This window comes from Paenibacillus sp. S29 (assembly GCF_049319765.1).
GTDB classification, from domain to species: Bacteria; Bacillota; Bacilli; order Paenibacillales; family Paenibacillaceae; genus Paenibacillus; species Paenibacillus polymyxa_B.
Map to the genome: position 1 here is coordinate 242,583 of NZ_JBMOUI010000002.1, position 12,072 is coordinate 254,654.

At 47.2% G+C, this 12,072-nt stretch carries 13 protein-coding genes; all 13 read left to right on the forward strand.

Features of this window, described 5'->3' with window-relative positions; genetic code table 11:
• Positions 1-21 precede the first annotated feature (21 nt).
• The 13 genes from amaP (at position 22) to spoIVB (ending at position 11,905) form a co-directional block, all read left to right on the forward strand.
• Entirely contained in the window at positions 22-561 is a 540-nt protein-coding gene (gene amaP / locus ACL9RM_RS04080) for an alkaline shock response membrane anchor protein AmaP (RefSeq protein WP_013310819.1), read from the forward strand.
• Between the two features lie 15 nt (positions 562-576).
• Positions 577-810: a DUF2273 domain-containing protein gene (locus ACL9RM_RS04085; RefSeq protein WP_023989248.1), complete on the forward strand. Its 234-nt coding sequence runs from the start codon at positions 577-579 to the stop codon at positions 808-810.
• Between the two features lie 135 nt (positions 811-945).
• Positions 946-1,395 (forward strand): transcription antitermination factor NusB, encoded by a 450-nt coding sequence (nusB, locus tag ACL9RM_RS04090; RefSeq protein WP_039270947.1) that lies wholly within the window; start codon positions 946-948, stop codon positions 1,393-1,395.
• A 37-nt stretch (positions 1,396-1,432) separates the two neighbouring features.
• On the forward strand, positions 1,433-2,290 hold the full coding sequence (gene folD / locus ACL9RM_RS04095; RefSeq protein ID WP_103048685.1) for a bifunctional methylenetetrahydrofolate dehydrogenase/methenyltetrahydrofolate cyclohydrolase FolD: 858 nt from the start codon (positions 1,433-1,435) through the stop codon (positions 2,288-2,290).
• Positions 2,291-2,302: 12 nt separating this feature from the next.
• Positions 2,303-3,667 (forward strand): exodeoxyribonuclease VII large subunit, encoded by a 1,365-nt coding sequence (gene xseA / locus ACL9RM_RS04100; protein WP_250268734.1) that lies wholly within the window; start codon positions 2,303-2,305, stop codon positions 3,665-3,667.
• Positions 3,657-3,917 (forward strand): exodeoxyribonuclease VII small subunit, encoded by a 261-nt coding sequence (gene xseB / locus ACL9RM_RS04105; RefSeq protein WP_013310814.1) that lies wholly within the window; start codon positions 3,657-3,659, stop codon positions 3,915-3,917. The genes xseA and xseB overlap by 11 nt, the downstream gene beginning before the upstream one ends.
• On the forward strand, positions 3,889-4,812 hold the full coding sequence (locus ACL9RM_RS04110; RefSeq protein WP_250268733.1) for a polyprenyl synthetase family protein: 924 nt from the start codon (positions 3,889-3,891) through the stop codon (positions 4,810-4,812). The genes xseB and ACL9RM_RS04110 overlap by 29 nt, the downstream gene beginning before the upstream one ends.
• A gap of 107 nt (positions 4,813-4,919) precedes the next feature.
• Positions 4,920-6,818 carry a 1-deoxy-D-xylulose-5-phosphate synthase gene (gene dxs / locus ACL9RM_RS04115; RefSeq protein WP_039270954.1) on the forward strand — a complete coding sequence of 633 codons (1,899 nt, stop codon included), beginning with the start codon at positions 4,920-4,922 and terminating at the stop codon, positions 6,816-6,818.
• Between the two features lie 76 nt (positions 6,819-6,894).
• Positions 6,895-7,746, forward strand: coding sequence for a TlyA family RNA methyltransferase (locus tag ACL9RM_RS04120; protein ID WP_023989243.1), 852 nt, complete (start codon positions 6,895-6,897; stop codon positions 7,744-7,746).
• A gap of 155 nt (positions 7,747-7,901) precedes the next feature.
• On the forward strand, positions 7,902-8,378 hold the full coding sequence (locus tag ACL9RM_RS04125; RefSeq protein WP_235309554.1) for a hypothetical protein: 477 nt from the start codon (positions 7,902-7,904) through the stop codon (positions 8,376-8,378).
• A 16-nt stretch (positions 8,379-8,394) separates the two neighbouring features.
• Positions 8,395-8,844, forward strand: coding sequence for a transcriptional regulator AhrC/ArgR (gene ahrC / locus ACL9RM_RS04130; protein WP_013310809.1), 450 nt, complete (start codon positions 8,395-8,397; stop codon positions 8,842-8,844).
• Between the two features lie 58 nt (positions 8,845-8,902).
• A complete protein-coding gene (recN, locus tag ACL9RM_RS04135; RefSeq protein WP_028540598.1) occupies positions 8,903-10,621 on the forward strand; it encodes a DNA repair protein RecN in 1,719 nt (572 codons plus the stop codon).
• A gap of 123 nt (positions 10,622-10,744) precedes the next feature.
• Positions 10,745-11,905, forward strand: coding sequence for a SpoIVB peptidase (gene spoIVB / locus ACL9RM_RS04140; protein WP_039270958.1), 1,161 nt, complete (start codon positions 10,745-10,747; stop codon positions 11,903-11,905).
• Positions 11,906-12,072 lie beyond the last annotated feature (167 nt).

A 12,072-nucleotide genomic window follows, 5' to 3' on the forward strand; every position in this document is an offset into this window, starting at 1 on the left:
TTTAAGGAGGCTGTGCGTTTCGTGGCTAAAGTTATGGACAGACTTCTGCTGTTCTTGTACAGCTTAAGTATCGGAATTATTTCCATTCTCGCCATCCTCCTCCTGAGCGGGGCCATTCCGTATGTTTTAAGTATTGAGGATGAGCGAGTGGTGTGGTTTACCAGCCTGATTATTGCAGGGGTTCTGTTGTTATTGAGTCTTCGTTTTTTTTATATCTCTATTCGACGGAACCAAACCGTACAGCATTCTATTGATCAACGAACGGAATATGGTGACATTCAGATTTCAGTGGACACCATTGAAAATCTGTGCCTCAAAGCAGCTTCCCGATTTCGCGGGATGCAGGATTTGAAAGCACGCGTTCGCGTGTTGGAATCGGGACTTGATATTACGATTCGGGCGGTTGTAGACGGGGAAAGCTCCATTCCGGTGTTAACCTCCGAGGTACAAAAGGGGGTACACGATCATGTGGAAGAAATTACAGGAATTCCTGTGTCCAATGTGTCGGTGTACATCGCTAATGTTTCTCAGTCACCCAGCTTTAAGAGTCGTGTGGAATAGAGGTGATTTTCCCTGATGCCCTGGAAAGAAATATGGGGAAGTTACAAGGGCCGGATCATGGGGATCACGGCTGGTATTTTTTTCGGTTTTATTTATTTGTGGGCAGGCTTTTGGAATATGTTGTTCTTTGCATTGATGGTGTTCATCGGATATACGCTAGGAAGACGTAGCGATTCAGCGCTTGGTTCATTTCTCCCTTGGAAGGAATGGGGCGATTGGTTGTCGCAGCGTTGGCGTCCTTTTAAATGAACCCTGTGATACGTGTTCTCCAAAATAGAGCTGTAGCTTCTTTGCGCCCAACGTTTTGGAGGATGCGTTCACAGGTTTTTTTGTGGAAATTGGTTAGAATGAAAAATAGATATAGGCAAGCGTAGGAGGCAGGGCATGAAAAGACGTCTGGCGAGGGAATTAGCGGTACAGAGTATGTACCATATGGAAATGAATGAAGTGGATGCGGCAGCAGCCGTGGACATGTTGCTTCAGGAAGCCGCTGAGGAAAACGAAGCGGAAGTTGTCGTTAAAGACGCGGCAGTGTTAAGAGCGTATGTTTTAGAGCATGTGCGGGGTACGTGGGAGCACAAGGAAGCCATTGATGGGCTGTTGGTGGATTATCTTAAAGGCTGGCAGATCAGCAGACTTTCACGTGTAGATCGTCAAATTTTGAGACTTGCGGCATATGAGATGATTTTCCGTGAGGATGTTCCAGCCAAGGTAGCTGTTAATGAAGCGATTGAGTTGTCGAAGCACTTTGGTACCGAGGAATCCGGTAAATTTGTTAATGGTGTACTGGGACGAGTGATTCAAGAACTGGAGCAATTGAAAGCACGTTTTTAAGTAGAGACTACTGAATCAGGTTGGAGAGTGGTTAAACATGTCAGCACCGATCATTGATGGTAAACAAATCTCTCAGGATATTCGCGCAAGCATTCAGCAAGAGGTCATTCGTCTGAAAGAGCACCGCTTTCAACCGGGACTGGCTGTTGTATTGGTAGGCGAAGATCCCGCTTCGCAGGTGTATGTTAAAAACAAGGAAAAGGCGTGCCATGATCTCGGCTATTACTCAGAGGTTCACCGGTTGGCAGCAGATACTTCTCAGGAAGCATTACTGGAACTAGTGGACAAGCTGAACCATCAAAGTACTATCCATGGGATTTTGGTTCAACTGCCGTTGCCAAAGCATATTCATGAAAAAGCTGTCATTGACGCGATTGCAGTGGAGAAGGATGTGGATGGATTCCATCCGGTGAACGTAGGGAATTTGGTCATCGGTGACGATAGTCTATTGCCTTGCACTCCTGCTGGAGTCATTGAGTTAATCAAGCGTGCTGGAGTGGAGATTGCTGGTAAACATGCGGTAGTTATTGGTCGCAGTAATATCGTAGGCAAGCCAGTGTCTTTATTGTTGCAACGTGAAAATGCTACGGTTACGATGTGCCACTCCCGTACAGCGAATATCGGGGATCTAAGTCGACAAGCGGATATCTTAGTCGTTGCGATCGGCAAAGCCAACTTTATTGATGCTTCGTTCGTGAAGCCCGGAGCGGTTGTGATAGATGTGGGGATGAACCGTCTGGAGAACGGAAAGCTGGCGGGAGACGTTGATTTTGAGAGCGTGAAGCAAGTGTCTGGTCCGATTACGCCTGTTCCCGGCGGAGTAGGCCCGATGACGATTACGATGCTGATGCAAAATACGCTTGTAGCGGCCAAGCGGTCGCACGGTTTGGCATAAGGGCAGCTGCCTATGGCTGAACAACGTATTTACTCTATAAAGGACCTGAATCGTTATATCCGGATGAAACTGGAATCGGATCAGGTGCTGTCTGATGTATGGATACGCGGGGAAATTTCTAATTTTACGCATCATTCGAGTGGTCACATGTACTTTACGCTCAAGGATGAGGGGAGCCGCATACGTTCGATTATGTTTGCAACCCATAATCAGCGGCTTCCCTTCGTACCGAAAGAAGGTACGCGTGTTATTGCCCGGGGAAACGTATCCGTGTACGAACGAGATGGACAATATCAGTTTTATGCGACTCAAATGCAGCCTGATGGTATAGGAAGCCTTTATTTGGCTTACGAACAGCTCAAGCAAAAGCTGGATGCAGAGGGACTGTTTGATACTGCTCGTAAGCGTAATCTCCCTGCCCATCCGGCAACCATTGGCGTGATTACGTCACCGACCGGAGCGGCTGTGCGTGATATTATTACGACCCTTCAACGGCGATACCCGCATGCTGGAATTGTGTTGTATCCTGTGCTTGTACAAGGAAAAGGTGCCGCACCCTCGATTGTCAAGGCAATTGAAGCTATGAATCGTATGCAAGAGGTTCAGGTGATGATCGTCGGACGGGGAGGTGGCTCGTTGGAAGAACTGTGGGCGTTTAATGAGGAAGCGGTTGCGCGCGCTATTTACGCATCGGTCATTCCGGTTATTTCGGCAGTTGGACACGAAACGGATTTTACCATTGCCGATTTTGTGGCTGACTTGCGTGCAGCAACGCCAACCGCAGCAGCTGAGTTGGCTGTGCCTAATCAGGCAGAGCTACGGGATCAGCTGCTCCAGCGTGAGCAACGCCTGCGCAACGCCCTCCGGCAGCGGCTGGAAACCAGCCGTGAACGCTTGGTGAGGCTTCAGCGTTCACCAGTCCTGCTGCACCCACGCCGCTATATGCTACAGCATGCAGAGCGAATGGACATGCTGCATCAGCGGCTAATCCGCGCAGAGGGTAACCGTTCACGCTTAAACGCAGAAAAGAATGCACGTATGCGTCAGGTACTAGAGCGGTTTAATCCACGTGAACAAATTCGTTCGGCACGCAAGCAGGCGGATATGGCGCAACGTCAGCTGGAGTCTGCGATGCGTGCTATTACGAAAACGGGACGGCAGCAGTTGCACACGGGAATTCGTCAGCTGGATGCGCTGAGCCCACTCAAAGTCATGGCCCGAGGCTATAGCTTGGTATACGATGAGCAGGAGAAACGGCTGATTAAGTCGCTCAAAGACGTACAGCCGGGAGATTCCATCAAGATTAAAGTGAGTGATGGGCAGTTGGACTGCCAAGTATGGGGAATGAAGGAGGACGCGAAGCACGGTGGCGAATGAAACGGAATTGAATTTTGAAGCGGCTATGGCCGCTCTTGAAGAAATTGTCGGACAACTGGAGCATGGAGACGTTCCTCTGGAGCAAGCCATTGATTTGTTCCAGCGGGGGATGAAGCTGTCTCAGCTTTGCAGTCAAAAGCTGGAGCAGGTTGAACGTAAAATTGAAATGATCGTGGAAGAGGATGGAGATTTGCGCAAAAAGCCTTTTGGCGGCGGATTAGATGAAAACGGCGGTGAAGGGCTTGAATAGACCGTCGTTCAAGGAATATTTGACCGGGACGGCTGATGCGGTTTCGTCTGCACTGACAGAGCAGTTCCCGGCCGATTGGAACATTCCCGATGTTCTTCGAGAATCTATGAATTATTCACTCACCGCAGGCGGAAAACGGCTGCGGCCTCTGCTTGTGATCGCTGCTGCTGAAGCATTCGGTGGAAGCAGGGAAGCTGCGTTGCCAGTGGCATGTGCGGTAGAAATGGTACATACGTACTCTCTCATTCATGACGACTTGCCAGCCATGGATGATGATGATTATCGGCGAGGTAAGCTGACGAATCATAAGGTATACGGCGAGGCGGTTGCCGTCCTTGCGGGTGATGCTTTGTTGACCCATGCCTTTTACAGCATTGTGCAAGCAGGACGACGTCACGGTGTTTCATCCGATTCGCTGTTGTCCATTGTTGAGGATTTGTCCGAAATGAGTGGCGCACGGGGCATGGTAGGCGGACAGGTCGCCGATATGTCAGGCGAGCAAGGAATGACGGGGATCGAGGAACTGGAATATATCCATCTTCATAAAACTGCTGATTTGATTATTTTCTCGCTCTTGGCAGGTGGACGGATTGGTGGGGCGGACAAGAATCAATTAGAGGCGCTTCGCCGCTTTGGACGAGACTTGGGGCTGGCTTTTCAGATACAGGACGATATACTGGACCTCATAGGCGATGAGAGCAAAATGGGTAAGAAAACGCAAAGTGATGTTGAGCAGGAGAAGGTTACCTATCCGTATTTCATTGGTATGGACGCATCTTTGCGGCAGGTGGAGGAACTCACCGCATCTGCTAAAAAAGTGATAACAGAGAGCGGTATTCCCGATTCTTCTCGTTTGCTGGAGATAGCGGATTACCTGATGAAGCGTGATCATTAGTTGCGTTAGAGCTGTTTTGACTTGTCTGCGTTTAAGCACAGTTAAAAAGTGTGATATAATACTTGTTAACTTTACACACAAACTTGAAGGAAAGCGGGGAGATATGCGTGCTGCTTCCACACATAAAGCAACCAGGCGATCTGAAATCACTGTCGGTTGAGGAGTTGGCTTCTCTAGCCGAGGAAATCAGGAGCTTTTTGATTGAGAAGCTGTCCGTGACTGGGGGGCATCTGGCATCGAATCTGGGAGTGGTTGAGCTCACGATCGCCCTGCATTATTGCTATAACAGTCCAAAGGACAAGATGATTTATGACGTTGGGCACCAAGCCTACGTACACAAAATATTGACAGGGCGAATGGACCGTTTTGATACACTTCGTCAGCGTGATGGACTTTGTGGTTTTGTAAAAAGAAGTGAGAGCGAGCATGATGTTTGGGAAGCCGGTCATAGCAGCACTTCTCTGTCGGCGGCAATGGGAATGGCCTTGGCTCGAGATTTGAAGGGCGAGGACAATAAAGTCATTGCAATGATCGGAGACGGAGCGTTGACTGGGGGGATGGCCTTCGAAGCGTTGAATCATATCGGTCATGAGCGCAAAAATTTAATGGTCATTCTGAATGACAACGAAATGTCCATAGCACCTAATGTAGGGGCCATGCATAATTATTTGAGTAAAATCCGCTCGGACCGTCATTATTTGCGAGCAAAAGATGAGCTGGAAGTTTTGCTGAAAAAAATACCCGCGATCGGCGGTAAACTTGCTAAATCGGCTGGCCGTGTCAAGGACAGTCTTAAATATATGATGGTGCCTGGTGTACTGTTTGAGGAACTGGGACTTACGTATCTCGGTCCAGTGGACGGACATGATTTGCCGAAGCTAATCGAAACCTTCCAGCAGGCTGATAATGTCACTGGCCCTGTATTGGTGCATGTCGTAACCACCAAGGGCAAGGGCTATAAACCTGCGGAAGCAGATTCACACAAATGGCATGGAATCAGTCCCTACAAAATTGAATCGGGTCAGGTACTCAAAGCTGTAGGTAATCCGATGTATACCGAAATTTTCGGTCGAACGTTGATTGAGCTGGCTGAGCAGGATGAGCGCATCGTTGCGGTCACACCCGCTATGCCTGGCGGATCAGGATTGGTACCGTTTAGTAAAGAGTTTCCTAGCCGTATGATTGACGTCGGCATTGCTGAACAGCATGCAGCTACCATGTGTGCTGCGTTGGCAATGGAAGGGATGAAGCCGGTGTTTGCGGTGTATTCCACTTTTATGCAGCGTGCTTATGACCAGATTGTGCATGATATCTGTCGTCATAATGCGAACGTAATGTTCGCGATTGACCGTGCAGGTTTTGTTGGGGCTGACGGGGAAACTCATCATGGCGTGTTTGATGTGGCATTCTTGCGTCATATCCCCAATCTTGTGCTTATGATGCCAAAGGATGAGAACGAGCTACGCCATATGATGAAAACAGCACTCGACTATGAAGATGGTCCAATTGCTTATCGTTACCCGCGTGTTAATGTGGTTGGCGTGCCGATGGATAAAGAATTACAGGCTATTCCCATCGGCAGTTGGGAGCTCCTGCGTAAAGGCGAGGGCTTTGCTGTAATCGCATCAGGACCGATGCTCCAGGTGGCGACAGAGGCTGCGGAGGCGATGAAACGGGAAGGTTTGCAAGTGGGCGTCGTGAATGCCCGTTTCCTGAAGCCTTTGGACGAGGATATGTTGCGTGAGCTGGCTCGTCAGCATACGAAGCTGATCGTATTGGAAGAAGCTTCTGAAGCAGGAAGCTTGGGTAGCGCTGTACTGGAATTTTACGCTAAAGCCGAAATACAAGAGGCACAGGTGCGCCTAATGGGGATTCCCGATCTGTTCGTGGAGCATGGCTCCATCAAAGAGCAGCGTGCTGAAGTAGGTCTTACCATTGAAGATGTATGCTTAAAGTTGCGTAAATGGGCTGCTGAGCCAGCATATGGCATGGGACAATCCGTATAGGGTAACTTGAAGTGAAGACCATGACGTTTATAAAAAGTATGACAAGAGCAGCCTGGCTGCCTAAAGGGAGATTAACATGTCTGTTCCGAAGGAACGCATTGATGTATTACTTGTAGAACAAGGCTTTTTTGAAAGCCGTGAAAAAGCTAAAGCTGCGATTATGGCTGGGCTAGTGCTGGCGGACAGCGAACGGATCGAGAAGGCGGGGATGAAGGTACCACGCGCCAGCGAGCTTAAAGTTAAGGGTTCGGTGCATCCGTATGTAAGCCGTGGAGGATTGAAGCTGGAGAAGGCCATCCGTCAATTTGAGCTGGATATGAAGGGCAGGACAATGCTGGATATTGGCTCGTCCACTGGAGGTTTTACAGATTGTGCGCTTCAGCATGGAGCTGAATACGTATACGCCATTGATGTGGGTTATAACCAGCTGGATTGGTCCCTTCGTAATGATGAACGAGTATGCGTAATGGAGAAAACGAATTTCAGATATATGACACCCGCGGATTTGAATGGTTCCGTGCCGAATTTCGCTAGTATTGACGTTTCCTTTATTTCATTACGTATTATTTTGCCCCCGTTGCTTGCCTTGTTGCATCAACCTGCTGATATTGTAGCTCTAATCAAGCCGCAATTCGAAGCTGGACGCGAAAAGGTCGGAAAATCCGGTGTGGTCCGTGATCCTGCTACGCATAAAGAAGTGTTGCAGACCATTCTGATGTTTGCACATGAGCTTGGACTTACGCTGCAAGGTTTGGCTTATTCGCCTATTACAGGTGGAGAAGGCAATATTGAATTTTTAGCGCATTGGCGTTTGGATGGGCTTCCTGCTGCAGAATCGCAGCTGGAGAAGATGGATTTCAGACCACTGATTGAACGTACCGTTCAGGAAGCAGGTCAGACTTTTAATAATGGTCCATCGCGTAAGTAACATTCAGGGGTTCTCCATGAGTTCTGTGAACTTAAGGGAACCTCTTTTTGGTGTGAGGGATTGATTATAGAACTCACGTTCGCCTATAATGAGATGTACAAAGGAAAAGGGATTTTACATCTTGTCCTAGAATATGTCCATGAGGTGATCGGTCCATGGACACAAGATATGATACGGTTATCATCGCTGTAATCGGGGTGATATTAGGGATATGGGCTTTGTATAGCCTACGTGCCTGGTTGAAGGAGCCAGGGCCGCTTGTACTAAAGACGATACCGATTAACGAGGACTTGGACGAAGGGCCTGTCACAGACCTACTCGAAGAAGCAGGATATGAAGTAGTGGGCGGGAAGATGAAAATACCGCTTGCTTTTAAAGTGAATGGACATACCGTGTATAGCCGTTTGTTTATAGACTACGTGGCTGTACGAAACGGTTCGACATATATGGTCAAAACGTCACGCCGCAAGAAACCAATGGAGTGGAGTGGTCCTGATTTAAGGGACAGGCTCATGCCGTATTTATTGCTCTATCCGGGTTGCGCGGGTGTATTGTACGTTGATACGGACGAGCGAAGTATTCGCCTTATTACATTAGTGGAAGACCTCGAAGAAGAGGAATATGAAGGTTAATCCATAGGAGGATTATATGAAGGGTCAACGACATATTAAAATTAGGGAAATTATTTCACAACATGAGATTGAGACGCAGGATGATCTGGTTGAAGCATTGCGTAAGGCTGGTTTTCAGGTTACTCAGGCGACCGTATCACGTGATATCAAGGAGTTGCTGCTCATCAAGGTTCCAATGGACGATGGCAGATATAAATATTCGATGCCTTCAGATCAACGTTACAATCCGGCCCAGAAACTGAAACGTACGTTGGTCGATAACTTTTTGCATATTGACTACACAACCAATCTGATTGTGATGAAATGCCTGCCGGGAACAGCCAACTCGATTGCTGCTTTATTGGACAATATTGAATGGTCCGAGATCATGGGGACGATTAGCGGGGATGATACCATTTTGATTATTTGCCGATCGGAAGAAAACAGCGAAGCTATCGTGAATCGTCTTATGGGCTACATTTCCTAATTATAATGGCTACGCATATTAGGCGTTTTAATTTGTACATCATAGAGGTGAAAGAACGATGCTGGTCACTTTGTCTATACGGAATTTGGCGGTTGTAGAGGCCGTCGATGTTCATTTTTATAAAGGGTTTCATGTGTTGAGCGGGGAAACAGGTGCTGGTAAATCCATTATTATCGATGCGCTTGGGCTGATTGCAGGCGGTAGGGGCTCTGCTGATTTAGTGCGTTACGGTTGTGATAAAGCAGAGATGGAAGCCTTATTTGAACTGCCGGTAAAACATCCAGTTTGGAATACACTTGAGGAACAAGGGATTAAGGCTAATGCAGAGGAGCATTTGCTGATTCGTCGCGAACTTACGGTTCAAGGGAAAAGTTCTTCTCGAATTAACGGCCAGATGGTTAATTTAACGATGCTGCGTGAGGTGGGTGAGCAACTCGTCAATATCCACGGGCAACATGAGCATCAAAGCCTGCTACGTGCAGATCGCCATCTGGCGCTGCTGGATACGTTCGGTGATTCGGTCATCGGTCCGGTCAAAACGCTTTATCGGGAGCGTTACAATGCTTTTGTCAAAGCGGAAAAAGAAGTAAGAGAACTGCAAAGCTCCAGTCAAAAGGCTTATCAGCTTTTGGATATGTACCGATTTCAATTAGAAGAGATCGCTGCGGCGGAGTTGAAATTGGGAGAAGATGAATTATTGGCAGAGGAACGGGTCAAGCTATCCCATAGTGAGAAAATGATGGATGGGATATCAGGAGCATACGAACTGCTAAGCGGCAGAGGTGGACTGGATACGATCAATAACGTGTTGTCCAGATTAAACGATGTCCAAAGCTATGACAGCAAAAGCCTTCAGCCCATTGCGGAGCAGATTCAGTCTGCTTTTTACCAGTTGGAGGACGCAGCATTCCAATTACGTTCTTATCGTGAGGATATTGAATTTAATCCAGGTAAGCTGCATGAAGTGGAGCAACGTTTGAATCAAATTACCGGATTACAGCGAAAATATGGTGATAGTATAGAGCAGATTTTGGAATACTATAGCCGTATCGAGCAGGAAACCGATCTGCTGGAAAATAAAGATGAGCGGTTGGAGCAGCTCATTGCAAAACGGGATGAGTTGCTTTCCGATTTGCTTGAGATTTCGGAAGAGCTTACAGAAGCACGCGAAATTTGTGCTGAAGAGCTTGCAGAGCAAGTGGAGCAGGAGTTAAAAGACCTGCAGATGGAAAGAACGTCACTCAAGGTGCGCATAGATCCGATTGAAGATCCACGCGGATATGAGTATAAAGGTCTGAAGGTAAGACCTACCAAGCAGGGCATTGATAATGCGGAATTTCTTATTTCCCCCAATCCAGGTGAGCCACTACGTCCACTTGGTAAGATCGCTTCAGGCGGTGAGCTATCACGTATCATGTTGGCGATGAAAAGTATTTTTGCGCGTCATGATCAAATTCCAGTACTCATTTTTGACGAGGTGGATACTGGGGTGAGTGGTCGTGCAGCTCAATCCATTGCCGAGAAGCTATATCGTTTATCTTCCGTTTGTCAGGTCTTTTCCATTACTCATTTGCCACAGGTGGCATGTATGGCAGATCATCAGTACCTTATTGAGAAAAATGTCCATGATGGACGGACCATGACTCAAATTGAGGGACTTACGGAGGACGGGCGTGTCAAGGAATTGGCACGGATGCTGGGCGGTGTGGAAATTACCGAAAAAACTTTGCATCACGCACAGGAAATGCTGAATTTGGCGGAAGGAAAGAAAGCCTGAAAAGAGCGGCTGGCGTAATGTTTAACAGTTATAAAAGCCTGGGGGCAAGGTTACCTTATAGGTACGCAATTGGCGACCACCTTTACTCGTCAAGCGAAAGAAGCAAAGGGAGCGTGACAGCCATTGAATTTTTACTCCAGGATCAAATTGCTCGGTCTTTTGCTTGTTTTTCTTATGTGTTCTATCGGTAACGCTCAGCATGTGCAAGCTGCGCTGCCTCCACAAGCTTCTTTGGACTTGTTCGGCTCTAAAAGCATGAGGACAACCCAAGAAAGTGTAGTTCCCGATTTAAAAGTATACCCGGGGGGGCAGACGATTGGGGTCAAAGTAAAATCTTCAGGAGTGCTTGTCGTCGGTCACCATATCATTCAAGAAAGTAATGATCGTAAGGTGTCACCTGGTGAAACAGCGGGGATTCGCCTAGGGGATCGGATTACACACATGAACGGCAAACCACTCAATAGCCTGGCAAGGGTTGCTGAGGCAGTAGACGAAGCAGGTAAGAATAAAAAGCCGCTCGACATTACACTTTGTCGAGGAGAGCAGACGATTTCCACGAAGTTAACACCAGCATATGATCAAGATGATAAAGCGTGGCGGCTTGGGTTGTACATTAGAGACTCGGCTGCAGGTGTAGGTACATTAACGTTTTACGCACCGGACCAAGGTGTATACGGGGCATTGGGCCACGTAATTACCGATATGAATACCCAAACCCCTATTGTCGTGGGGAGCGGAGAGATTGTGCAGTCCAATGTGACGTCAATTGCGAAAAGCCAAAGTGGGGAACCAGGAGAAAAACGCGCTCATTTTCTCAAAGATCATCGGGTATTAGGAAATATTGAACGAAATACGAATTTCGGAATTTTTGGGAAAATGTCAGATGAGCCGCAATATGGATTGTATTCAACTCCTATTCCGGTGGCTCTTGCGAATGAAGTAAAGGAAGGACCGGCAGAAATTTTGACTGTACTGGAAGGTCAACAAATTCAGCGGTTTCAGGCGGAAATTGTACACATTTCTCAGCAGGACAAACCAGCAACCAAAGGACTTGTGATTCGCATTGTAGATCCAAAGCTGTTGGATAAGACCGGGGGAATCGTTCAAGGAATGAGCGGTAGTCCGATTATTCAAAATGGTAAGCTTATCGGGGCTGTGACACATGTATTTGTTAATGATCCTAAATCAGGTTACGGTTGTTTTATCGAATGGATGCTGCGCGATGCAGGAATCATGCAGAATAACGTAAGCTTGAAATCATCTTCTAATCTTAAGGCGAGCTAGTGGCCTTAAGATTTTTTTGTCGAAAAGCAGGGGAATAACTCATATTTGCAAGATAAAGAATCAATTATAATAGAAAGTATAAAAAAAATAAATAAAAATAATTTTCGACAGAAGGAATTCATAATTCGATGTCGAAATCATATACTCCGACAAGAAATATTTATATA

Coding starts and splice junctions, on each gene's coding strand:
- ACL9RM_RS04085 (WP_023989248.1), top strand. CDS start 577: ATGCCCTGGAAAGAAATATGGGGAAGTTACAAGGGCCGGATCATGGGG.
- nusB (WP_039270947.1), top strand. CDS start 946: ATGAAAAGACGTCTGGCGAGGGAATTAGCGGTACAGAGTATGTACCAT.
- folD (WP_103048685.1), top strand. CDS start 1,433: ATGTCAGCACCGATCATTGATGGTAAACAAATCTCTCAGGATATTCGC.
- xseA (WP_250268734.1), top strand. CDS start 2,303: ATGGCTGAACAACGTATTTACTCTATAAAGGACCTGAATCGTTATATC.
- ACL9RM_RS04110 (WP_250268733.1), top strand. CDS start 3,889: ATGAAAACGGCGGTGAAGGGCTTGAATAGACCGTCGTTCAAGGAATAT.
- ACL9RM_RS04120 (WP_023989243.1), top strand. CDS start 6,895: ATGTCTGTTCCGAAGGAACGCATTGATGTATTACTTGTAGAACAAGGC.
- ACL9RM_RS04125 (WP_235309554.1), top strand. CDS start 7,902: ATGGACACAAGATATGATACGGTTATCATCGCTGTAATCGGGGTGATA.
- ahrC (WP_013310809.1), top strand. CDS start 8,395: ATGAAGGGTCAACGACATATTAAAATTAGGGAAATTATTTCACAACAT.
- recN (WP_028540598.1), top strand. CDS start 8,903: ATGCTGGTCACTTTGTCTATACGGAATTTGGCGGTTGTAGAGGCCGTC.